The organism is Leifsonia shinshuensis (genome assembly GCF_014217625.1).
Taxonomy (GTDB): domain Bacteria; phylum Actinomycetota; class Actinomycetes; order Actinomycetales; family Microbacteriaceae; genus Leifsonia; species Leifsonia shinshuensis_A.
This window is the reverse complement of record NZ_CP043641.1, coordinates 830,817-852,694: the sequence shown is the minus strand read 5'-3', so window position 1 is coordinate 852,694 and position 21,878 is coordinate 830,817. Positions and strand designations below refer to the sequence as shown.

Sequence of the window (21,878 nt, the reverse complement as noted above, 5' to 3'; positions counted from 1 at the left end):
TCAGCCGTCCAGCCCGCGGCGCTTCAGCAGCGGCTCGATGACCGCGTCGCGGCCGCGGAAGTCGCGGTACGCCTCCAACGGGTCCTTCGAGCCGCCCACGCCGAGCAGGCGGCTGCGGAAGCGGTCGCCGTTCTCGCGGGTCAGGCCGCCGTTCTCCTTGAACCACTCCACCGTGTCCGCGTCGAGGACCTCGCTCCAGATGTAGGAGTAGTAGCCGGCGTCGTAGCCGCCGGAGAAGGTGTGCGCGAAGTACGTGCTCGCGTAGCGCGGCGGGACGGCCGGGTTGTCGAGGCCGACCGCCGCGAGAGCCGCCGCCTCGAACGCGGCGACGTCGGTCACCGTGTCGTCGGCGGTGATCGCGTGCCAGGCCTGGTCGAGCAGTGCCGCGGCCAGGTACTCGCTCGTGGCGAAGCCTTCGTTGAACGACTCGGACGCGTGCAGCCGGTCGATGAGCTCCTGCGGCATCCGCTCGCCCGTCTCGTGGTGCACGGCGTAGTTCGAGACGATCTCGGGCCACAGCATCCACATCTCGTTCACCTGGCTGGGGAACTCGACGAAGTCGCGGAAGACGTTCGTGCCCGCGAACTTGGGGTAGGTGACCCGCGCGAACAGCCCGTGGAGAGCGTGCCCGAACTCGTGGAACAGCGTGTTCGTCTCGTCGTAGGTCAGCAGGGTCGGCTCGCCGGCGGCCGGCTTCGGAACGTTGAGGTTGTTGACCACGACCGTCGGGTAGTCCAGCAGCGCGGACTGCGAGATGAGGGGATTCATCCAGGCGCCTCCGCGCTTGGAGTCGCGCGTGTAGAGGTCCAGGATGTACAGCCCCAGCTCGGAGCCGTCCTCGTTGCGTACCTCGAAGACGCGCGCGTCCGGGTGGTAGGCGACCAGGTCCGGCCGCTCCTCGAAGGTGATGCCGTACAGGCTGGTGGCCGCGAAGAAGACGCCGTCGCGCAGCACACGCTCGGCCTCGAAGTACGGCCGCATCGCGGCGAAGTCGACGTCGTAGGTCGCCTGGCGCACGGTGTCGGTGAGCTTCGACCAGTCCCAGCTCTCGACGGTCTCGCCGTCGCCCAGCTGCTGCTGGAGGTCGGCCTGCTCGGCGCGGGCGTTGCGGGCGGCGGGAGGCGCGAGCCGGCCGAGCATGTCGGCGACGGCCTGCGGGGTCCGCGCGGTCTCGTCGGCCGTGACGAACGCGGCGTGCGTGTCGAAGCCGAGCAGCCGGGCACGCTCGGCGCGCAGCCGCGTGATCTCCAGCACCAGCTCGCGGTTGTCGTTGTCGCCGCCGCGGATGCCGCGCGACCGGGAGGCCGCCATGATCCGCTCGCGCGAGCGGCGGTCGGTGAGGCTCGCCAGCCACGGGTGGCCGGTCGGCAGCACCAGGGTGACGACGTACTTTCCGTCCAGTCCGCGCTCGCGGGCGGCCTCCGCCGCGGCCGAGAGCTCGCCCTCGCCGAGTCCGTCCAGCTCCTCGGCCGCGTCGAACACGACGGCGAGGTCGTTGGTGTCGGCGAGCAGGTTCTTCTCGAAGCGCGTCGTCAGGGTGGAGAGGCGCTGGTTGTACTCGCGCAGCCGCTCCTTCTGCTCGTCGTCGAGCCCGGCGCCGGCGAGCGTGAATTCGGTGAAGTAGCGCTCGATCAGGTACACGCCCTCCGGGTCCAGTCCCAGATCGTGGCGCCGCTCGTGCAGCGTCTGGATGCGCGCGTACAGAGCCGGGTTCAGCCGGATAGCGTCCTGATGCGCGGAGAGCAGGGGAGCGATCTCCTCCTCCAGGGCGTTCGTGAAGTCGGTGCTGTCGGACGAGCTCTTGTTGAAGAAGACCTCGGCGACACGCTGCAGCACCTGTCCGGACCGCTCCAGCGGCAGCATGGTGTTCTCGAAGGTCGGCTCCTCGGCGGAGGACGCGATCGCCTCGACCTCGGCCAGCTGCTCGGCGAAGCCCTGCTCGAACGCGGGACGGTAGTGCTCGTCGCGGATGTCGGCGAACGGCGGGAGCTGGTAGGGGAGCGGGCTGGGGGAGAGGAAGGGGTTCGACGTGTCGGCCATTCCTTCAGCCTAGGGGTAGGCGTGCACCTCGCAAAGGTTTCGCTGCAAAGACTGCGTTGCAAAATAGTTGTTGCAAAGAAGTCTTTGCATGGCTATTCTGGTCTCATGTCCGACGATGTCACCCCCGCAGACCCCGAGAAGGCCGCCGACGAGTACGAGCCGCACTTCGAGTCCCTCGGGATGCCCGCGCTGCGCGCCCTCGCGCACCCGCTGCGCGTCGAGCTCATGAACGAGCTGTCCGACTTCGGGCCGGCCACCGCCTCCATGCTGGCCGAGCGGCTGGGGGAGTCCAGCGGCGCCACGAGCTACCACCTCCGGCAGCTCGCCAAGCACGACATCATCCGGGAGGACCCCGAGCGCGGCAGCGGCCGCGAGCGCTGGTGGAGGATGGCGCCGGGCGGCGTCACCATCGGCGGCCCGGAGACACTGGAGACCCCCGCCGGCCGGGAGGTCACCGAGCAGATCTCGTTGAGCTGGCAGCAGAACAACGAGCGTCGGCTCAACGCCTACCTGCGCCGCGGGCTCGACACCTTCGGAGCGGAGTGGGTGCAGGCCGCGGCGCTGTCGACCTCGCACCTGGAGCTGAACCGCGACCAGCTCGCCGAGTTCGCCACCGAGTACTACAAGATGCTCAACCGCCTCAAGAAGAAGTGGAAGGCCGAGCCGGCCGGCGACCGCAAGCGCATCCAGGCGCAGTTCAACGCGTTCCCGCTCGTGGAGCAGGAGCACCGCGCCGAGGAGCAGAAGGCCGAGGAGCAGAAGGCTGAGGAGCAGAAGGCCGAGGAGGAGCGATGACCGCCCCCGCCGCCGCGAAGACGGGCCTCGGCGCCGGCTTCAGCCGGCTCTGGACCGCAGCCATCGCCTCCAACCTCGCCGACGGCATCGGCCGCACAGCGGTCCCGCTGATCGCCACGACCCTGACCCACGACCCCGCGTTGATCGCCGGCCTGACGGCGGTGACCTTCCTGCCCTGGCTGCTGTTCGGCATCCCGGCCGGGATGCTGCTCGACCGGGTCGACCGCAGGATCGCGATGGCCGTCGCCAACGGCCTCCGCTTCGCCGTGGCCGCGCTGGTCGCCCTGCTGATCGCCACCGACGCGCTGACGATCTGGAGCCTGTACGGCTGCGTGCTGCTTTTCGGCCTCGGCGAGACGGTGTTCGACAACGCGACCACGACGGTCACGCCGAGCCTGGTGACCCGCGCGCAGCTCGACCGGGCGAACGGCCGGATGCAGTCCGCCGAGATCGTGGTGCAGAACTTCATCGCGACGCCGATCGCGGGCTTCCTGTTCGCCGCCGCGATCGGGCTGCCGCTCTGGCTGACCGGCGCCGGGTTCCTGATCTCGGCCCTGCTGGTGCTCAGCATCCCGGTCGCCGCGGCCCGCGTGCACCAGCTCGGGGCGGACGGCGAGGAGGCCGCGCCGCGTCCGAAGCTCGGCGCCGTCGTGCGGTTCCTCTGGGACGACCGGTTCCTGCGCAAGATGATCATCCTCACCTCGATCACGGCGTCCGCGCTGTCGTTCGCACAGGGCAGCGTCGTGCTGCTGCTCCTGCAGACCTACGCGCTGCCGCCGTCGCTGGTCGGGGTCGTCACCGCGGTGATCGGCGCCGGCGCCCTCGTCGGCGCGCTGATCGCCAGCGGGCTCGTCGCCCGGTTCGGCCGCGGCCGCGTGATGTACGTGGCCATCCTGGTCAGCGGCGCCGGCATCCTCGGCGTCGGGCTCACCGGCAACGTCGTGGTGGGCATCCTGGCCTACGCGATCGGCGCGTTCGGCGTCGCGGTGTGGAACGTCCCGTGGGGCGCGCTGCGCCAGGCGATCGTGCCTGGCGCCATCCTCGGCCGGGCGATGGGCATCGTCCGCACCATCGGCTGGGGCCTGACCCCGGTCGCCACGGTGCTCGGCGGTTTCGTCGCCCGCATCGACCTCCGCCTGCCGTTCCTCATCGGCGGTGCGATCGTCGTGGTGCTCGCGCTGATCGCGACGCGCCTCCTGCTCAGCGCCGGCCGCTACGGCCAGGTGGAAGAAGAGAACACAACACCAGAAGTCCAGACCATCCCGGAAGGAACCGCATCATGACCGCCATCTCCGTGCCCGTGCACCGGCCGCTCAGCCACCGCGCAGCACTCCGGCTCGGTCGCGCCCTCACCGCGTGGGGGATGCGCCAGCCCGCCCGTCACCACCGTCACGCCGAGCTCGTCGCCACCGTCGAGCAGACCCGTGACCGCGCGGCGCGCACGCTGCCGCAGCTGCCGCGTTAGCCGCGCAACGAGCGGCTACGCCTCGTCGTAGTCCGAGGGCTCGGTCTCGACCACCTGGGTGATCGTGGCCGAGTCCTCGGCCGCGTTGTAGCGGATGACCGTCCCGTCGTCGAGCTCGACGACGGGGTTGCCCTCCAGCCAGGTCAGCGTCCAGCGCCAGCCCGCCGTGTCGATGTCCGTCGCCGTCAACTCCTCCTCGACGGTGGAGACGGCGTAGGTCACCACCTCCGGGAGGTTCGCCGGCGGATTCTCGCCAACGGCCCAGCGGGTTCCGAGCTGCATCAGGCGCTCTCGGCGTTCTGCGCGGCGGCGAGGTCGATCTCGTAGGTGACCCAGCCGGTCTTGTTCGCCACGGAGTCGTAGACCCGCTGCGCGTCGGCGTTGTCGGTCGCGGTGATCCACTGCACGACGCCGAGGCGGCGCTCCTCGGCGAGGGCGCGGACCGCGGCGATGAGCTGGTGGCCGACGCCCTTGCTGCGCTCGTCCTCCAGCACGTAGAGGTCGTCCAGGAACAGCCCGCGGTCGCCCTCCAGCGGCCGGGCGAACTCGCGCACGTTGGCGAGGCCGACGATGCGGTCGCCGTCGACGGCGACGTAGCCGAGCTCCTCGTGGTCGGGGTCGGTCAGCCAGGACCACAGGACGAGGGCCCTCTGGTCGGTCAGCTCGGTGTCGTAGAACTCCGCGTACTTCGCGTACAGGTCCAACCAGGCGAAGAAGTCGCCATCCTTGACCGGCCGAACAACTGTCGACATCAGCCCCTCCGTTCGCCTTGCTCCCCGGCTCAGGAGTCCGGGAGTCGTATCGACCCTATCGCGGACCCGTTCAGGGAACGAGGTCGTAGGTGACCCACTTCGTCTTCTCGGCCACCCGATCGTAGAGGCGGCGGGCCGTCTGGTTGTCCTTGGCGGTGATCCAGCGGACGACCGACAGGCCGCGCTCCTGCGCCAGCGTGCGCAGCTGCTCGAGGAGGGCGGTGCCCGCCCCTTCGCCGCGCGCGTCCGGCAGGACGAACAGGTCGTCCAGGTAGAGGCCGGTGCTGCCGTCGAGCGGGCGAGCGAACTCGCGCACGTGCGCCAGGCCGATCGGGGTGCCCTCCGCGTCGACCGCGAAGTACGCCTCGAGGCTGTGCTCCGGGTCGGTGATCCAGCTCCACACGAGGAGGGCCTTCTCGTCCGTCACGGGGGTCTCGTAGAACTCGCCGTAACCGGCGTAGAGGTCGAGCCAGGTGAAGAACTCGTTGTCCTCCACGCGCCGGACGTCAGCCGTCATCGTTCCTCCTCGCTCAGCGTCTGCGCAAGGAGGATATCGGTCACTTCGAGCGTGTCGGCTGCTGCGAAACGCAGTTCTGCGATTCTGCCCACCGAAGCGAGGTCGGCGGACGCGGACTCGATGGCCGCGAGCTCGCCCGCCGGAGCGGCGATGACGGCCGAGTCGACGGGTGTGCGCTGGGAGGCCTTGGCGGCCGTCTTGGCGCCGCGGATCCCGGTCAGGGCGCGGCCCACGACGGTGAGGACGGCGCGGGCGTCGTCCCAGTCGCCGGCGACCTCACCGGTCTGCGGCCAGGGCGCGAGGTGCACGGAACCGCTCTCCGACCAGCTCCACGCCTCCTCGGACGCGAACGGCAGCACGGGGGCGAACAGCCGGAGGAACGCCGACAGCGCGGTGCGGAGGGCGACCACCGCGGAGACCTGGCCGGCGTTGTGCTCGCCGTAGGCGCGCTCCTTGACCAGCTCCAGGTAGTCGTCGCAGAACGTCCAGAAGAACGTCTCGGCCGTCTCCAGCGCGCGGGCGTGGTCGTAGCCCTCCAGCGCGGTGGTCGCGTCGGCCACGACATCGGCGAGCTGCTGCAGCATGCTGCGGTCGAGCGGCGCGGTCACCTGGGCGAGGTCGAGCGACTCCGGGGCGTCGAAGCCGTGGATGAACTTCGCCGCGTTGAGCAGCTTGATCGCCAGGCGGCGGCCGATCTTGATCTGAGTGGGGTTCTGCGGGTCGAACGACGCGTCGGTGCCGAGGCGCGAGGAGGCCGCCCAGTAGCGCACGGCGTCCGAGCCGTGCCGCTCCAGGATGTCGGCTGGCGTCACCACGTTGCCCTTCGACTTCGACATCTTCTTGCGGTCGGGGTCGACGATGAAGCCGGAGATGGCGGCGTTCGACCACGGCGCGACGCCGTTCTCCAGCTGCGAGCGCAGCATGGTCGAGAACAGCCAGGTGCGGATGATGTCCTGGCCCTGCGGGCGCAGGTCGAACGGGTACACGGCGCCGAACAGCTCGGGGTCGTCCACCCAGCCGCCCGCGAGCTGCGGGGTCAGCGAGGAGGTCATCCAGGTGTCCATGACGTCGTGCTCGCCGACGAAGCCGCCGGCCTGGCCGCGCTGGGACTCCTCGAACCCGGGCGCCGGGTCGGAGGACGGGTCGACGGGGAGGTTGTCCTCGCCCGGCAGGATCGGCTGGTCGAACAGCGGGTTGCCGACGCCGTCGAGCGGGTACCAGACCGGGATCGGCACGCCGAAGAAGCGCTGGCGCGAGATCAGCCAGTCGCCGGTGAGGCCGTTCACCCAGTTCTCGTAGCGCACGCGCATGAAGTCGGGGTGCCAGTCGAGGCTGCGGCCGAGCTCGATGAGCCGCTCGCGCAGCTTCTCGTCGCGGGCGCCGTTCTTCACGTACCACTGGCGGGTCGAGACGATCTCGAGCGGCTTGTCGCCCTTCTCGAAGAACTTGACCGGGTGCTGGATGGGCTTCGGCTCTCCGACCAGGTCGCCGGAGGCGCGCAGCAGCTCCACGACGGACTGCTTGGCCGAGAACACGGTCTTGCCGGCGAGCTGCGCGTACGCCTCGCGGCCCTCCGCGCTCTCGATCGCCGCGGGCGGCTCCGCGATGATGCGGCCGTCGAAGCCGATGATCGCGCGGTTCGGGAGGTCGAGCTCGCGCCACCAGGTGACGTCGGTGATGTCGCCGAAGGTGCAGATCATGGCGATGCCGGTGCCCTTGTCCGGCTGGGCCAGGTGGTGGGCGACCACGGGCACCTCGACGCCGAAGACGGGCGTGCGCACGGTGGTGCCGAACAGCGGCTGGTAGCGCTCGTCGTCCGGGTGCGCCACGAGCGCCACGCAGGCGGGCAGCAGCTCGGGACGGGTGGTCTCGATGTAGACGGGGCCGTCGGCGCCGTGGAAGCCCACGCGGTGGTAGGCGCTCGGCTGCTCGCGGTCCTCCAGCTCGGCCTGGGCGACGGCGGTGCGGAAGGTGATGTCCCACAGCGTCGGGGCGAGCGCCTGGTAGGCCTCTCCGCGGGCGACGTTGCGGATGAAGGCGAGCTGCGAGGTGTGCAGCGCCTCCCGGCCGATGGTCCGGTAGGTCTGCGACCAGTCGACGGAGAGCCCGAGAGTGCGCCAGAGCGCCTCGAACTGCTTCTCGTCCTCCACGGTCAGCCGCTCGCAGAGCTCGATGAAGTTGCGCCGCGAGATCGGCTTCTGGTCGGCCGCCTTGGCGCTCTTGTTGTCGCCGCCCTCGAACGGCGGGACGAAGCCGGCCTCGTAGGGGAGCGACGGGTCGCAGCGCACGCCGTAGTAGTTCTGCACGCGCCGCTCGGTGGGCAGGCCGTTGTCGTCCCAGCCCATCGGGTAGAAGACGCGCTTGCCGCGCATGCGCTGGAAGCGGGCGACGATGTCGGTGTGCGTGTAGCTGAACACGTGCCCGATGTGCAGCGATCCGGAGGCGGTGGGCGGCGGGGTGTCGATCGAGTAGATCGCGGCCCGGCCGGCGGCGATGGCACCGTCCCGATCGAATTCGAAGGTGCCGTCCTGCTGCCAGCGTCCGCCCCAGACGGCCTCCAGGCCTTCGAGTGCTGGCTTGTCGGGCACGGGGTTCGCGGCGGTCATGGCTCTCCGATTCGATATGTGCGGCACCGTGTCAGCGGGGTGCCTGAGTGTGGGATACCCGTCAAGTTTACAGACTGGCCGTGGCGACGGCTGAACTCGTCTGCAGCCATATGCTGAACTCCGGATTTCAATGTGAGTGAGGCGTGATGACCGGTGCGGTTTCTGTCGAGACGGAACGATTGCGGGAAGGCGCGGCAGTGCTGTCGCAGGCCGCCGAGCGAAGGCATCCCTCGATGGTCGCCGGAGCGGAGCTCGGTTCTCGCGTCTCGGCGGCGGCGTTCGAGCGGTTCGAGGGGTACTGGTCCACACCTCGATCGCTGCTGACCGACAGTGCGGGGGCGCTGAGCGCGGCACTGCTTTCGCTGGCCGAGGGGTACGAGCAGCGTGATGCGGAGGACGCGGGGATGTTCGAGGGCGGCGTCCGTGCGATCTAGCGGGGCGGACTGGTCGGTCGTCGGCTTCGACGCCGATCCCACGCCCGGCGAGGTGGAGGCGGTCGACGCGTGGGCGCGCGATCTGAGCGCGCAGACCGACAGGCTGTGGCAGCAGTCGGAGGCCATGCGACGGACGCTGACGGTCCTCGAGACGCCCGCGTGGACCGGGATCGCCGCGGAGGTGTTCGCGGAAACGTTGGGAACGGTCCTCACCGCAGCCAAGACCGCGACCCAGCAGCACGACGAGGCCGCGGCGGCGGCGCGCGTGTGGGCGCACTCGCTCGCGGAGACGCAGCAGGAGGCGGACAGGGCGCGGCGGGACGCGGAAGAGGCGCAGGACGACCTGGAGCGGGCGCAGGCAATGGCCGGTGCGCTCTCTGTCGAGCACGCGGCCCTGGTGGCTGCATTGTCGGCCGTTGGCGCGGCGTCGTCGGTGCGCCACGACGAGGACGCAGTCCTTGCCGAACTGATCGGCGCGCGCAACCGGGTGGACGACGCGCAGCAGCGACTGGACGAGGCCACGGCACGGGCGCGGCGCGCCAAGGACGATTACGACTCGGAGGAGCGGGCCTTCGCGCGCCGGCTGGAATCGACCCTGGACGGCGCCCTCACCCGCGTGGCGACGCCGGAGCTCGGCGCCGACTTCGTGAGCGCGCTCTCCACGCTGGCGCGGTACGACCGGGCGAACCCGGGGGTGACGATTCGCCCGGCGTCGACGGCGGTCCCGGTGCCGGGAGCGAGCGTGCAGCAGGTCGCCCGGTGGCTGCTCAGCGGGGCGTACAGCATCGAGAAGCTGATCGCGCTCTGCGGTGCGGGCGTGGTCATGGCGGCGGTCGCGCTCGTGGTCATCGGGGGAGTGGGCACGGGGTCCACGAGCGGGTCGCGGTTCTACACGCCGGAGGAACGGCTGAGGCGTGCGCAGCTGAACATGTACTACCGAACACACAACCTGGACGGCAGCGTTCGTCAGTTCATCGGACCTGCGCCCACGCCCCTCGGGACATACCTCAACGAGGCGAAGACGTTCGACGAGATCGAGTCCATCGTGAAGGAGAAAACGCGTAAGGGGAAGAGCCGGCCCCACCGCGAAGTCGACACGCCGGAAGAACTGGACGCGCTCCACGAGGAGATCACTCGCGGGAGCGAAGCGGTCGAAGAGACCGGAACCTACGAAGGTGAGAAGCGCAGGCTCCCTGACGGAAGTGAAATCGGCATTCGAGGCGACAGCACATCGGGCGGCCCAACGATCGACCTCAGGTCTCCTGGTGGCAAGGAATTCAAGATTCATCTTCCGAAGGGATGGGGCAAGTGAACATCGAGCCGGACACCATTGAGCACCTCGTCCTGCAACAAGCCGCGGACGATTGGTTACCGATCGGGAATGCGAGCGCCTACGCCTCGGACTTCGTGACGGACCTGGCGGAACGCAAGGCTCTCCTGTTGGACACCATCCGATCACTGGCCGCAGCCGGGTACATCCGGATCGGCCAGCTGGCGTTCCACGACCCTGAGCAACGCCGCGGTCTCCACTGGGTGGAATGGTCCGGCGGTCTCGACGATCACATGGCGCGTCTCGCCGAGGTTTACACGCCCGAGGTGGAAGACACCACGTGGTGGTATTACGCGTGCTGGCTCAATCTCACGGATGCCGGCCGCCAGATCGTCGAGGCCCTTCCCGAGCCCGACGACCGGTTCTTCAAGGGTCTGCCGTGAGGTCTTTGAGCCGTGGTCACGGCAGATCCCTGGCTCGAGACGCAACCTGAGCCAGGGACCACACGTCGCTAGATGGTCGCAGCCGACTCTTCGACCGCCACGTCCGCATCCTCATCCAGCACCGGCTTCCGCCGCGCCGCCGCCCACGCCGCGACCAGCGTGATCGCCGACATCACCGCCAGCACCACACCGGGGTGCCACCACGCGTTGTGCACAGCCTGCCCGAAGATCAGCGTCAGCGCAGGCACGAACGACGTCAGCAGCGCCGCGACGCTGTACGCCACCGACAGCGCGCTGTAGCGGATCGGGCTCGGGAACAGGTCGGACATCAGCCCGCCGAGGCCCGCCCAGGAGAGGGTGGGCAGGATGCCGCCGATGATCATGCTGGCGACCAGCACGCCGAAGGACGCGCTCTGCAGCAGGAAGTACATCGGGAACGCGACGACCAGCGTGCCGATCGCTCCGATGGCGACGACGCGGGCCGAGCCGATCTTGGCGGCCCACAGGCCGAACAGCGGGATCGTGACGAGCTGGAGGAGGCCGCCGATCGTGGTCGCCACCAGCAGGTCCTGGAACTTGAAGCCCAGCACGCTCGTGCCGTAGTCGACCATGTAGGTGTTCATCAGCGAGTAGGAGCCGATGCCGAGGACGGCCGCTCCGATCGCGATCACGAACGCCGTCGGGGCCTTGGTGAAGACGTCGAGGACCGGGAAGCGGTCGCGGCGGCCGGTCTCGACGAGCTTGCGGAACACCGGGGTCTCGTCGATCGACCAGCGCAGGTAGAGCGACACCAGCAGCAGCGGGAACGCGGTGAGGAACGGGATGCGCCAGCCCCACGAGGCGATGTCGGCGGGCGACATGGTCAGCGTCAGGACGATGAAGACCACGGCGCTCAGGATGGAGCCGACCGGCGAGCCGAGCTGGGGGAGGGCGGCGTAGAAGCCGCGGCGCTTCGGGTTGGCGTACTCGGTCGCCAGCAGGATGGAGCCTCCCCATTCGCCGCCGAGCGAGAGGCCCTGGACGAGCCGCAGCAGCACGAGCACGACGCCGCCGAACCAGCCGGCGGCCGCGTAGGTGGGCAGCACGCCGACGAGGCCGGTGCTGATCCCCATCAGGAGGATGGTCATCAGCAGCACGGGCCGGCGGCCGATCCGGTCGCCCAGGTGGCCGAAGACGACCGCGCCGACCGGGCGGATCACGAAGCCGGCCGCGATGGCCAGGAAGCCGGCGAGGACGCCGCCGAACGAGCCGAGCGGGCTGAAGAACAGCGGGCCGACGAAGAACGCGGCGAAGTACGCGTAGAGGTAGAAGTCGTACGATTCGAGGGAGGTCCCGACGAACGATGCGATGGCGACGCGGCGAGCGGTGCCGGGTGTGATGCCCGGGCGATCGGTCTCGCTGACGGCGAGCGTGGGGGTGGAGGTCACGGGTGTCCTTCTGACGGGGGTATTTGAACCGGGTCCAATATTAGGCGTGAGGAGACAACGCATCGTGACACTGCGCCATTCCAACCAGGCGACGCAGCCTGGGCGACCGCGGGCGTCGTCGCGCGGGATGCTGGCCGAGGCGGCCGGCGAGCTCTTCCTGGAGCAGACTTACGCCGGCACCACCGTGGACGACATCGCCCGTCGCGCCGGGGTCAGCCGGGCCACCTTCTTCAACTACTTCTCGGCCAAGAGCGACCTGCTCTGGCTGGAGGTCGACGAGTCGTTGGCGGCGTTCCCCGCGATGCTCGCGGCGGCCGACGACGACGTCGAGCCGATGGCCGCGGTCCTGGAGGCCGTCGTGCGGCTCGCCGAGGGCTTCGGCCCCGACCGGCTCCCGCTCGCGGTCACCCAGGTCGAGCTGATGGGCACCGACGCCGAGCTGCAGGCGTCGGCGCTGCCGCGGTTCCTCTCGGTCGTCCGGCTGGTCGCCGCGGCGGTCGCCCGCCGGGCCGGGCAGGACCAGGACGGCCTGCTCCCGCGGGCCGCTGCGACCGCCGTCGTCGGGGCAGCGGTCGCCGCCGCGGGCGTGTGGGCGCGCGCGGGAGTGCGGCGCGGCCCGCTGGCTCCGCTCGTTCGCGCGGCCGTCGAGCCGGTGTGCGCCGGGTACGCCACCGCGTTCGGGTCCGAATAGCCCCGATCACCCGGTAGAATGGTGCGAACGACGTCGACCCGGCCATCACCGGTGAGTCTTCGGAAGAACGGCGGGCAGTCGCCCGCTCACTAGAACCGAACGGGGCAGGCCCGTCACAGCCGCAGAACGAGAGGCTTCATCCGGCGCCGCAGGCGGGTGGGGCAAGCGGGGTGGTACCGCGACGGGCGTGCGAGCGTCCGGCGTCCTCGTGCAGATCACGACTGCCAGGAGAGAGATGCCGTACCCCAAGTCCGCACCGGATGGAGCGCCCGAGTCCACCGGGCGCGAGCCCCAGGACGTCACGCCGTCGCCGGTGTTCCCGGAGATCGAGACCGACGTCCTCGCCTTCTGGGCCGAGGACGGCACCTTCCGCGCGTCCGTGGAGAACCGCGAGGGCGCGCCCGAATGGGTCTTCTACGACGGCCCGCCGTTCGCCAACGGCCTGCCGCACTACGGCCACCTGCTGACCGGCTACGCGAAGGACGTCTTCCCGCGTTTCCAGACCATGCGCGGCAAGAAGGTCGAGCGCCGGTTCGGCTGGGACACGCACGGTCTCCCCGCCGAGCTGGAGGCCGAGCGGCAGCTCGGGATCACCGACAAGAGCCAGATCGAGGAGATGGGCCTCGCCGCCTTCAACCAGGCCGCGAAGGACTCCGTGCTGCGCTACACCCGCGAGTGGCAGGAGTACGTCACCCGCCAGGCGCGCTGGGTCGACTTCGACAACGACTACAAGACGCTGGACACCTCCTACATGGAGTCGGTGATCTGGGCGTTCAAGCAGCTGCACGAGAAGGGCCTGGCGTACGAGGGCCACCGCGTGCTGCCGTACTGCTGGCGCGACCAGACCCCGCTGTCCAACCACGAGCTGCGCATGGACGACGACGTCTACAAGATGCGCCAGGACCAGACCGTCACGGTGACCTTCCCGCTGACCGGCGCCAAGGCCGAGGCCCTCGGCCTCACCGGCGTGCGCGCCCTGGCCTGGACGACGACGCCGTGGACCCTGCCCACCAACCTCGCGCTGGTGGTCGGTCCCGACATCGAGTACGCGGTCGTCCCGGCCGGGCCGAACGGTGCCGCGGATGTGCACGGGCGCGACGGCGGGCGGCACAGCTCCGCCCTGCACGAGGAGTCGCTGAGCGGCGAGTACCTGCTGGCGATCGACCTGGTCGGCAACTACGCGAAGGAGCTCGGCTACGGCTCTGCGGAGGCCGCGCGCGACGCGGTCAGCCGCACCGTCCGCGGCGGCGAGCTGGCCGGCGTCACGTACGACCGGCTCTGGGACTACTACGCCGACACCGAGAAGTACGGCACGCAGAACGCCTGGCAGATCCTCGTCGACGACTACGTCACCACCGAGGACGGCACCGGCATCGTCCACCAGGCCCCGGCCTACGGCGAGGACGACCAGCGCGTCTGCGAGGCGGCCGGCATCCCCGTGATCATCTCGGTGGACGACGGCGCGCGCTTCCTCGCCGAGGTGCAGGACGTCGCCGGCCTGCAGGTCTTCGAGGCCAACAAGCCGCTCACCACGCTGCTGCGCGAGGACGGCCGGCTGCTGCGCCAGGCGAGCTACGAGCACTCGTATCCGCACTGCTGGCGCTGCCGCAACCCGCTGATCTACAAGGCGGTGTCCAGCTGGTTCGTGCGCGTGACCGAGTTCCGCGACCGGATGGTCGAGCTCAACCAGGGCATCAACTGGGTGCCGGAGAACGTCAAGGACGGCCAGTTCGGCAAGTGGCTGGCCGGCGCCCGCGACTGGTCGGTGTCGCGCAACCGCTACTTCGGCTCGCCGATCCCGGTCTGGAAGAGCGACGACCCGAACTTCCCGCGCGTCGACGTGTACGGCTCGTTGGAGGAGCTGGAGCGCGACTTCGGGCGGCTGCCGGTCAACGCCGCGGGCGAGCCCGACCTGCACCGCCCGTTCATCGACGAGCTCACCCGGCAGAACCCGGACGACCCGAGCGGGGCGTCGACCATGCGCCGCATCCCGGATGTGCTCGACGTCTGGTTCGACTCCGGGTCGATGCCGTTCGCCCAGGTGCACTACCCGTTCGAGAACCACGACTGGTTCGACAGCCACAACCCGGCCGACTTCATCGTGGAGTACATCGGGCAGACCCGCGGCTGGTTCTACCTGCTGCACACGCTCGGCACCGCGCTGTTCGACCGCGCCGCGTTCAAGAACGTGATCTCGCACGGCATCGTGCTCGGCAGCGACGGCCAGAAGATGTCCAAGTCGCTGCGCAACTACCCGGACGTCAACGAGGTCTTCGACCGCGACGGCTCCGACGCGATGCGCTGGTTCCTGATGTCGAGCCCTGTGCTGCGCGGCGGCAATCTCATCGTCACCGAGGAGGGCATCCGCGAGGGTGTCCGCCAGGTGCTGCTGCCGCTGTGGAGCACGTGGTACTTCTTCTCGCTGTACGCCAACGCGTCCGGCTACGAGGCGAAGCGCTCGACGGCCTCCACCGACGTGCTCGACCGCTATCTGCTCGCCAAGACGCGCGACCTGGTGGAGGCCGTGACGGCCGACCTGGACGGGCTCGACTCGACGCTCGCCGCGGCCAAGCTGCGCGACTTCGCCGACGTGCTGACCAACTGGTACGTGCGCCGCTCGCGCGACCGGTTCTGGACCGGCGTCGCCGAGGACGGCTCGGGCGCCGAGGCGTTCGACACCCTCTACACGGTGCTGGAGACCCTGACCCGGGTCGCCGCCCCGCTGCTCCCGCTGGTCAGCGAGCGCATCTGGAAGGACCTCACCGGGGGCCGCAGCGTTCACCTCACCGACTGGCCGGAGGCGGCGGAGTTCCCGGCCGACGACGCACTGGTCGACGCGATGGACCGCATCCGCGCGATCAGCTCGACCACGCTCTCGCTGCGCAAGCAGTCCGGCCGCCGCGTGCGCCTGCCGCTCGCGTCGCTGACCGTCGTCGCCACGGACGCCGACGCGCTGCGCCCGTTCGAGGCGATCCTGCGCGACGAGCTGAACGTCAAGGCGGTCGAGCTGGTCGAGCTCGCCGACGACAGCGCGACGTCGTACGGCATCACCAGCAAGCTGACCGTGAACGCCCGTGCGGCGGGTCCCCGGCTCGGCAAGCAGGTGCAGCAGGTCATCCAGGCCGCTCGCGCCGGCGACTGGTCGGAGCACGACGGAGTCGTTACCGTGGGCGGCGTGGAGCTGGCCGAGGGCGAGTACGAGCTGGTGCTGGAGACCGCGCAGACCGACGACGAGGCGACCTCGGCGCTGGCGCTGCTGCCCGGCGGCGGCTTCGTGCTGCTCGACACGGCCACGACGCCGGAGCTGGAGGCCGAGGGCCTGGCCAGGGACGTCATCCGCGCCGTGCAGGACACCCGCAAGGCGGCCGGGCTCGACGTGAGCGACCGGATCGAGCTGAGCGTGGCGTTCGAGCACGCCGACGACGTGCGCGCCATCGCACTGGCGGGGGAGGCCGTGGACATCGCGGCGGAGACCCTGGCGCTGGAGTTCGAGTTCGTCGCCGCCGGCGGCCGCTCCGAGGACGCCCGCGATGACTTCAGCAAGGACTTCGCCGCCGGACTGTACGCGAACGCGGGCCGGTTCACGGTCGGCGTGACGAAGGTGGAGGCCACCCGATGACCGACGACGACGAACTGCGCGAGGACGCGGAGGCGGTCTACCAGGCCCTCCTCGCCCGCGTCGGCGAGGGCGCCCCCGAGCGCCGCCTCGACGCGACCCGCCGTGCCGTCGAGCTGCTCGGCGACCCGCAGCGGGCGTACCCGATCATCCACATCACCGGCACGAACGGGAAGACCTCGACCAGCCGGATCGCGGAGAGCATCCTGCGCGCCTACGGGCTGCGTACGGGCCTGCTGACCAGCCCGCACCTGGTGCGCTTCAACGAGCGCATCATGATCGACGGCGTGCCGATCTCCGACGAGGCTCTGGTGAGCAACTGGGAGGACGTCCGCCCATACCTGGAGATCGTGGACGCCGAGCTGCAGGAGCAGGGCAAGGCGCCGCTGACCTTCTTCGAGGCGCTGACCGCGCTGGCGTTCGCCGCCTTCGCGGACGCACCGGTCGACGTCGCCGTCATCGAGGTCGGCATGGGCGGCGAGTGGGACTCCACCAACGTCGGCGACGGCCAGGTGGCGGTGTTCACGCCCATCTCGCTCGACCACACCAAGCAGCTCGGGGGCACCGTCCGCGAGATCGCGCGCACCAAGTCGGGCATCATCAAGCCCTCCGCCGACGTCGTGACCTCGGCCCAGGCTCCGGAGGCCATGGCCGAGCTGGAGGAGGCCGCCCGGCTCACCGAGTCCACGCTCGCGGCTCAGCCGCAGGCGTTCGACGTCGTCAGCACCCAGGTCGCCGTCGGCGGCCAGCTCGTGACCGTCCGGGGACGGGCGGCGACCTACGCGGACGTCTTCCTCCCGCTCTACGGCGACCACCAGGCGCAGAACGCCGCCGTCGCGATCGCGGCGGTCGAGACCTTCCTCGGCCGCGGGACCCAGCCGCTGAAGACCGACCTCGTCGAGGAGGGCTTCGCCACCGCGACCTCGCCCGGTCGCCTCCAGCTCGTCGGCGTCGAGCCGACCATCCTGGTGGACGCCGCGCACAACCCCGCGGGAGCGGCGACCCTGGCCGACGCCCTCCGCCGCTACTTCGACTTCGACGAGCTCACCTTCGTGGTCGGCAGCCTGGGCGACAAGGACGCCCGCGGGGTCATCCGCGCGCTCACCCCCGTCGCGACGCAGTTCTTCGTGACCGAGCCCGCCTCCGACCGTGCCCTGCCCGCCGAAGACCTGGGGGACATCGTGCGCGAGGAGGCCGGCGACGAGGCGACCATCGTCTACGGCGACGCACTCGACGCCCTGGAGGCCGCGCGCGAGTGGGCGGGCGAGGAACCGCGCCGCGCGGTGGTCGTCACGGGCTCGATCGTGCTGGTCGGCGCCGCGATGGCGTACGCCGACGAGCAGGGCTGGAAGGACGCCACAGCGTGAGCGCCGCAGCCAAGCAGCCGCGCGCCCGCCGTCAGCGCGGCCTCCGCGAGAGCCTCGGCTCGATCGTGCTCGGCTTCGAGCTGATCGTCGTATTCCTGGGCGCGCTCGTGCTCTTCGGGCTGAAGGCCCTGCCGGCGTGGATCGCGCTCGGCGGGGGAGCGCTGGTGGTCGTGCTGATGATCGCGGCCATCGGGCTCATGCGCAATCGCGTCGGCGTCGTCCTGGGCTGGATCGTCCAGGTGCTCGTCGTCGCGGCCGGCTTCCTGCAGCCCGCCTTCTTCATCGTGGGGGCGATCTTCACGGCAATGTGGACCTACTGCATGATCGTCGCCTCCCGCATCGACCGGAACAACATCGACCGGAACAACCGAACGGAGACCAGATGACCACCGCCGTCGAAGAGACCCTCGTCCTCGTCAAGCCCGACGGAGTCGCCCGCAACCTCACGGGCGAGATCCTGCGCCGCATCGAGGCCAAGGGCTACTCGCTCGTCGACATCCGGATGCTGCAGGCCGACCGCGAGCTCCTCGCGAAGCACTACGCCGAGCACGAGGGCAAGCCGTTCTACGAGCCCCTCGTGGAGTTCATGGAGTCCGGCCCCGTCGTCGCCCTGCGCGTCGCAGGCAACCGCGTGATCGAGGGCTTCCGCTCGCTCGCGGGCGCGACCGACCCGACCGGTGCTCTGCCCGGCACGATCCGCGGCGACCTGGCCCGCGACTGGGGCCTCAAGGTGCAGCAGAACCTGGTGCACGGCTCCGACTCGCCCGAGTCGGCGCAGCGCGAGCTCGCGCTCTGGTTCGGCTGAACCCCCGACCGCACGAGGAACGGCTCCCGACCAGATGGTCGGGAGCCGTTTCGCGTGCCGGGGGATCAGCGCCCGGGGATCAGACGAACGCCCGGTGGATCCAGTCGAGCTGGATCTGCGCCAGCACGGCGACGATCGCGTAGCTGACGATCGTGATCAGCGGCACCCAGCCGTAGAGCGTGCCGAAGAACCGGCGGGCGCGCTCGGGCACGGGGATGTGCCCCTCCTTGAGGTTGTAGAGCGTGACCGCCCAGAACGTCGGGATCGTCACGGTCCAGGTGACCATGCACCACGGGCAGAGCACGTTCAGCACGGTCAGCGACTCGGTGATGAGGAAGATCACCAGCACCAGGGCGAGCACGACGCCGACGTTGAACGCGATCCAGTACCACCGGGCGAAGCGCCCGGCGGCGAACAGTCCGACGCCGACCGCGATGGTCGCCGTCCAGCCGGCCAGGCCGAGGAGCGGGTTCGGGAAGCCCAGCAGCGAGCCCTGCCACGAGTTCAGGTTCTTGCTGCAGCCGACGAGGACGTTGAAGTTGCAGGAGAGCTGCGCGTGGGAGTCGGCGAGCAGGTGGAACTTGTCCACGGTCAGCATGAACGCCGCCCAGAAGCCGATGACCCCGGCGACGATCAGGAAGATCGCGAGGGCGGTCGGGCGGCGGTACCCCGCGGGAGCGGGATCGGTCGTCGGTTTTGACGGCTGTGGGGTAGCAGGCGCGGTCTTCGAGGCAGGCACAGTCGGATTATGGCATGACGCGGCGCGCCCGTTCTGTGAACGCCGGTTGCGCCGGTTCGGAGCCGCCGACATGCGATAATCATTGGATAAGTCGTTCCGGCAGCATGCCGGCCGACACGAACAGAAGGCTTGAGGGCGCCAGGTGCGCCCGAATGAACAGCCGGCCACGCAGGCCGGCACAAGACAAGGGAGAGCCGGACGCGGGTGCCACGAGCACCGGCAGTCCGAGCCAGGATTACGGCAGGCGCCGAGCGGCGCCTCCGACGGAGAGTACCCGGTGAGCGGGTTGCCGCCACCGGTCGAGGAGTGCACCAGCGATGGTGGAAAACGAGAATATCGACAGCACGAACAGCAACGAACAGGGAACGGGAGGCCGCAGGCGCCGGGGGATCTTCGGCAGCAGGCGCGTGAGCCGTCCCGCCGGGACCGCCGAGACACCGGTGTTCGCCGGAGAGCGCGAGATCGCCGAGCAGGAGGTCGTCGCGGAGCAGGCCGACACGTCGGTCGCCGAGGCGACCGCCGACGCCGGGACCCCCGACGCCGCGACCGACGTGACGGTCGCCGTCACCGAGGAGACCGCGGCCGCGGAGTCCGTCGTGGACGTTGCGACGATCGCCGCCGACGGCCACGAGCCGCCCGCCCTGCCCGAGCGCCACGGCGACGAGCAGGAGGCGGCCGGCGCCGTCATCCCCGGCCTCCCGCCGACGACCCTGCTCTTCCAGGCCCCGGACATCGTTCCGCTGCCCCCGCTGCCGGACGAGGAGCCGACCGGCACCATGCGCCGCCGCTCGCGCCGCCGCGCGGGCGAGAACGGCCGCACCGAGGCGAACGACCCGGCGAACACCGTCGTCAAGGTCCGCACGCCGCGCGAGCCGGAGCTGATCACCGAGCCGCAGAAGGTCAAGGGCTCGACCCGGCTGGAGGCCAAGAAGCAGCGCAGGCGCGACGGCCGCGACGCCGGCCGCCGCCGCCCGGTCATCACCGAGGCGGAGTTCCTGGCCCGCCGCGAGTCCGTCGACCGGCAGATGGTCGTCCGCTCGAAGGGCGGCCGCATCCAGATCGGCGTGCTCGAGGACAAAGTCCTCGTCGAGCACTACGTCGCCCGGTCGCAGGAGGCCTCCCTCATCGGGAACGTCTACCTCGGCCGCGTGCAGAACGTGCTGCCGAGCATGGAGGCCGCCTTCGTCGACATCGGCCGCGGCCGTAACGCCGTCCTCTACTCCGGCGAGGTCGACTGGGACGCCGTCGAGACCGGCAACCAGCCCCGCCGCATCGAGCTCGCCCTCAAGGCAGGCGACCGCGTGCTCGTCCAGGTCACCAAGGACCCGGTCGGCCACAAGGGCGCGCGGCTGACCAGCCAGATCTCGCTGCCCGGCCGCTACCTCGTGTACGTGCCGAACGGCTCCATGAACGGGATCAGCCGCAAGCTGCCCGACACCGAGCGCTCGCGCCTCAAGAAGATCCTCAAGGAGGTCCTCCCGGAGAGCGCCGGCGTCATCGTCCGCACGGCGGCCGAGGGCGCCACCGAGGAGCAGCTCACCCTCGACGTCACCCGCCTGACGGCGCAGTGGGCGGACATCAGCCGCCAGGTCGAGACCCAGCAGGCGCCCGCGCTCCTGCACAGCGAGCCCGACCTCCTGATCAAGATCATCCGCGACGTCTTCAACGAGGACTTCCAGAAACTGATCATCGCCGGCGACGACGCGCGCCAGACGATCGAGAGCTACCTGCGCCAGGTCGCGCCCGACCTGATCGACCGCGTGGAGGCCTACACCGGCGACCGCGACGCGTTCGACGAGCACCGCATCACCGAGCAGATCGAGAAGGCGCTGGAGCGCAAGGTCTGGCTGCCGTCCGGCGGTTCGCTGGTCATCGACCGCACCGAGGCGATGACCGTGGTGGACGTCAACACCGGCAAGTTCGTCGGCTCCGGGGGCAACCTCGAAGAGACGGTCACCAAGAACAACCTGGAGGCCGCGGAGGAGATCGTCCGCCAGCTCCGGCTGCGCGACATCGGCGGCATCATCGTGGTCGACTTCATCGACATGGTGCTGGAGTCGAACCGCGACCTGGTGCTGCGCCGCCTGATCGAGTGCCTGAGCCGGGACCGGACCAAGCACCAGGTGGCGGAGGTCACCTCGCTCGGCCTCGTCCAGATGACCCGCAAGAAGCTCGGCCTCGGCCTCCTGGAGACCTTCAGCGAGGCGTGCGAGGTCTGCGCGGGCCGTGGTGTGATCGTGCACCACGACCCCGTCGTCAAGCACCGCCAGCCGCAGCAGCAGCCCCAGAGCGAGCGCCGGCGCGGCCGCGGCGGCAACGCCGGCAACGGAAACGGCAACGGCGGCGGCCAGCAGCAGCAGGCGAGCGCCGCGCACACCAACGGCACGCACGCGCTGACCGACGACGCCAAGAACGCGCTCGCCCAGATCGCCGCCTCGACCATCCACCCGCATCACGAGGGGGAGGTCGCACCGGCCGCCGAACCGGCCACTCAGCCCGCGCAGGTGGCCGACGCGCCCGCCGCCGACGCCGCGCCGAAGAAGCGCCGCCGCAAGGGCAAGGGCCCGCGCGACGAGCAGCGTCAGGCGGAGGCTCCGGCCGCGGAGGCTCCCGCCGCCGAGACGAAGCCCGAGCCCGCAGCGCAGGAGTCCGCTCCCGCGGCTCCGGCGGCCGACGAGCACCCGCACCTCGACTTCCCGATGATCGACCTGCCCGAGCCGTCCGCTCCCGTGGCGCACGCCCCGGTCGCGACGGCCGTGGAGACCGAGCTGCTGCTCGACTCCGTGCTGGACGCCCTGCCGCAGCCGAAGGCTCCGGGCCAGGGCCGCAGCCGCGGCCGCCGTGCGAGCACGGCCGTCATCACCGGCGGCCAGATCGCCGGCGAGAAGCACGAGGACTGAATCGCCCTCCG

General features: G+C 70.4%; 19 protein-coding genes. 12 read left to right on the top strand and 7 right to left on the bottom strand.

All coding sequences use genetic code 11. The features are described from left to right. Positions 1 to 2,040, bottom strand: a complete 2,040-nt coding sequence (locus F1C12_RS04095) for a M3 family metallopeptidase (protein WP_185277559.1) — start codon at positions 2,038 to 2,040, stop codon at positions 1 to 3. A gap of 105 nt (positions 2,041 to 2,145) precedes the next feature. Between F1C12_RS04095 and F1C12_RS04090 the strand changes: the two genes are divergently transcribed. From F1C12_RS04090 to F1C12_RS04080, 3 genes are read left to right on the top strand one after another with little or no spacing between them, the layout of a single operon-like run. Then, positions 2,146 to 2,835: a helix-turn-helix domain-containing protein gene (locus F1C12_RS04090; protein ID WP_185277558.1), complete on the top strand. Its 690-nt coding sequence runs from the start codon at positions 2,146 to 2,148 to the stop codon at positions 2,833 to 2,835. Continuing rightward, positions 2,832 to 4,118 (top strand): MFS transporter, encoded by a 1,287-nt coding sequence (locus F1C12_RS04085; protein WP_185277557.1) that lies wholly within the window; start codon positions 2,832 to 2,834, stop codon positions 4,116 to 4,118. Before F1C12_RS04090 ends, F1C12_RS04085 begins: the two co-directional genes overlap by 4 nt. Beyond that, positions 4,115 to 4,300 (top strand): hypothetical protein, encoded by a 186-nt coding sequence (locus F1C12_RS04080; protein ID WP_185277556.1) that lies wholly within the window; start codon positions 4,115 to 4,117, stop codon positions 4,298 to 4,300. Before F1C12_RS04085 ends, F1C12_RS04080 begins: the two co-directional genes overlap by 4 nt. Positions 4,301 to 4,315: 15 nt before the next feature. Here the strand turns inward: F1C12_RS04080 and F1C12_RS04075 are convergent, their stop codons facing one another. The 4 genes from F1C12_RS04075 to valS all read right to left on the bottom strand — a co-directional run bounded on the left by F1C12_RS04075 (position 4,316) and on the right by valS (position 8,175). Continuing rightward, positions 4,316 to 4,582, bottom strand: a complete 267-nt coding sequence (locus tag F1C12_RS04075; RefSeq protein ID WP_185277555.1) for a hypothetical protein — start codon at positions 4,580 to 4,582, stop codon at positions 4,316 to 4,318. After that, positions 4,582 to 5,052 carry a GNAT family N-acetyltransferase gene (locus tag F1C12_RS04070; RefSeq protein ID WP_185277554.1) on the bottom strand — a complete coding sequence of 157 codons (471 nt, stop codon included), beginning with the start codon at positions 5,050 to 5,052 and terminating at the stop codon, positions 4,582 to 4,584. Before F1C12_RS04070 ends, F1C12_RS04075 begins: the two co-directional genes overlap by 1 nt. Before the next feature lie 70 nt (positions 5,053 to 5,122). Continuing rightward, a complete protein-coding gene (locus F1C12_RS04065; protein ID WP_185277553.1) occupies positions 5,123 to 5,569 on the bottom strand; it encodes a GNAT family N-acetyltransferase in 447 nt (148 codons plus the stop codon). Then, positions 5,566 to 8,175, bottom strand: a complete 2,610-nt coding sequence (gene valS, locus F1C12_RS04060; protein WP_185277552.1) for a valine--tRNA ligase — start codon at positions 8,173 to 8,175, stop codon at positions 5,566 to 5,568. The genes F1C12_RS04065 and valS overlap by 4 nt, the downstream gene beginning before the upstream one ends. Before the next feature lie 197 nt (positions 8,176 to 8,372). Between valS and F1C12_RS04055 the strand changes: the two genes are divergently transcribed. Genes F1C12_RS04055 through F1C12_RS04045 form a run of 3 tightly spaced genes read left to right on the top strand, consistent with a single transcriptional unit; the run spans position 8,373 to position 10,322 of the window. After that, the gene (locus F1C12_RS04055; RefSeq protein ID WP_185277551.1) at positions 8,373 to 8,609 is read left to right on the top strand and encodes a hypothetical protein; all 237 of its coding nucleotides are present in this window, start codon (positions 8,373 to 8,375) and stop codon (positions 8,607 to 8,609) included. 52 nt (positions 8,610 to 8,661) lie between these two features. After that, a complete protein-coding gene (locus tag F1C12_RS04050) occupies positions 8,662 to 9,921 on the top strand; it encodes a hypothetical protein (RefSeq protein ID WP_185277550.1) in 1,260 nt (419 codons plus the stop codon). Further along, positions 9,909 to 10,322: a hypothetical protein gene (locus F1C12_RS04045; RefSeq protein WP_258046102.1), complete on the top strand. Its 414-nt coding sequence runs from the start codon at positions 9,909 to 9,911 to the stop codon at positions 10,320 to 10,322. The genes F1C12_RS04050 and F1C12_RS04045 overlap by 13 nt, the downstream gene beginning before the upstream one ends. A 68-nt stretch (positions 10,323 to 10,390) precedes the next feature. Here the strand turns inward: F1C12_RS04045 and F1C12_RS04040 are convergent, their stop codons facing one another. Then, entirely contained in the window at positions 10,391 to 11,749 is a 1,359-nt protein-coding gene (locus tag F1C12_RS04040) for an MFS transporter (RefSeq protein ID WP_185277548.1), read from the bottom strand. A 64-nt stretch (positions 11,750 to 11,813) separates the two neighbouring features. Between F1C12_RS04040 and F1C12_RS04035 the strand changes: the two genes are divergently transcribed. From F1C12_RS04035 to ndk, 5 genes are all read left to right on the top strand, one after another. Next, a complete protein-coding gene (locus F1C12_RS04035; protein WP_185277547.1) occupies positions 11,814 to 12,440 on the top strand; it encodes a TetR/AcrR family transcriptional regulator in 627 nt (208 codons plus the stop codon). Positions 12,441 to 12,675: 235 nt separating this feature from the next. After that, entirely contained in the window at positions 12,676 to 16,059 is a 3,384-nt protein-coding gene (gene ileS / locus F1C12_RS04030; RefSeq protein WP_185277546.1) for an isoleucine--tRNA ligase, read from the top strand. Next, positions 16,056 to 17,423, top strand: a complete 1,368-nt coding sequence (locus F1C12_RS04025; protein ID WP_185277545.1) for a bifunctional folylpolyglutamate synthase/dihydrofolate synthase — start codon at positions 16,056 to 16,058, stop codon at positions 17,421 to 17,423. Before ileS ends, F1C12_RS04025 begins: the two co-directional genes overlap by 4 nt. After that, the gene (locus F1C12_RS04020) at positions 17,420 to 17,809 is read left to right on the top strand and encodes a DUF4233 domain-containing protein (RefSeq protein WP_258046101.1); all 390 of its coding nucleotides are present in this window, start codon (positions 17,420 to 17,422) and stop codon (positions 17,807 to 17,809) included. Before F1C12_RS04025 ends, F1C12_RS04020 begins: the two co-directional genes overlap by 4 nt. Then, positions 17,806 to 18,228 carry a nucleoside-diphosphate kinase gene (ndk, locus tag F1C12_RS04015; RefSeq protein WP_185277544.1) on the top strand — a complete coding sequence of 141 codons (423 nt, stop codon included), beginning with the start codon at positions 17,806 to 17,808 and terminating at the stop codon, positions 18,226 to 18,228. Before F1C12_RS04020 ends, ndk begins: the two co-directional genes overlap by 4 nt. A gap of 79 nt (positions 18,229 to 18,307) precedes the next feature. Here the strand turns inward: ndk and F1C12_RS04010 are convergent, their stop codons facing one another. After that, positions 18,308 to 18,967 (bottom strand): vitamin K epoxide reductase family protein, encoded by a 660-nt coding sequence (locus F1C12_RS04010; RefSeq protein WP_258046100.1) that lies wholly within the window; start codon positions 18,965 to 18,967, stop codon positions 18,308 to 18,310. Positions 18,968 to 19,284: 317 nt separating this feature from the next. Here F1C12_RS04010 and F1C12_RS04005 point away from each other — a divergent pair, with 317 nt between their 5' ends. Further along, positions 19,285 to 21,867 carry an Rne/Rng family ribonuclease gene (locus F1C12_RS04005; protein WP_185277542.1) on the top strand — a complete coding sequence of 861 codons (2,583 nt, stop codon included), beginning with the start codon at positions 19,285 to 19,287 and terminating at the stop codon, positions 21,865 to 21,867. Positions 21,868 to 21,878: the final 11 nt, after the last annotated feature.

Excerpts from the sequence above, each read along its gene's own strand:
- F1C12_RS04095 (WP_185277559.1), bottom strand. The coding sequence starts at position 2,040 with ATGGCCGACACGTCGAACCCCTTCCTCTCCCCCAGCCCGCTCCCCTAC.
- F1C12_RS04090 (WP_185277558.1), top strand. The coding sequence starts at position 2,146 with ATGTCCGACGATGTCACCCCCGCAGACCCCGAGAAGGCCGCCGACGAG.
- F1C12_RS04085 (WP_185277557.1), top strand. The coding sequence starts at position 2,832 with ATGACCGCCCCCGCCGCCGCGAAGACGGGCCTCGGCGCCGGCTTCAGC.
- F1C12_RS04080 (WP_185277556.1), top strand. The coding sequence starts at position 4,115 with ATGACCGCCATCTCCGTGCCCGTGCACCGGCCGCTCAGCCACCGCGCA.
- F1C12_RS04075 (WP_185277555.1), bottom strand. The coding sequence starts at position 4,582 with ATGCAGCTCGGAACCCGCTGGGCCGTTGGCGAGAATCCGCCGGCGAAC.
- F1C12_RS04070 (WP_185277554.1), bottom strand. The coding sequence starts at position 5,052 with ATGTCGACAGTTGTTCGGCCGGTCAAGGATGGCGACTTCTTCGCCTGG.
- F1C12_RS04065 (WP_185277553.1), bottom strand. The coding sequence starts at position 5,569 with ATGACGGCTGACGTCCGGCGCGTGGAGGACAACGAGTTCTTCACCTGG.
- valS (WP_185277552.1), bottom strand. The coding sequence starts at position 8,175 with ATGACCGCCGCGAACCCCGTGCCCGACAAGCCAGCACTCGAAGGCCTG.
- F1C12_RS04045 (WP_258046102.1), top strand. The coding sequence starts at position 9,909 with ATGGGGCAAGTGAACATCGAGCCGGACACCATTGAGCACCTCGTCCTG.
- ileS (WP_185277546.1), top strand. The coding sequence starts at position 12,676 with ATGCCGTACCCCAAGTCCGCACCGGATGGAGCGCCCGAGTCCACCGGG.
- F1C12_RS04025 (WP_185277545.1), top strand. The coding sequence starts at position 16,056 with ATGACCGACGACGACGAACTGCGCGAGGACGCGGAGGCGGTCTACCAG.
- ndk (WP_185277544.1), top strand. The coding sequence starts at position 17,806 with ATGACCACCGCCGTCGAAGAGACCCTCGTCCTCGTCAAGCCCGACGGA.
- F1C12_RS04005 (WP_185277542.1), top strand. The coding sequence starts at position 19,285 with ATGGTGGAAAACGAGAATATCGACAGCACGAACAGCAACGAACAGGGA.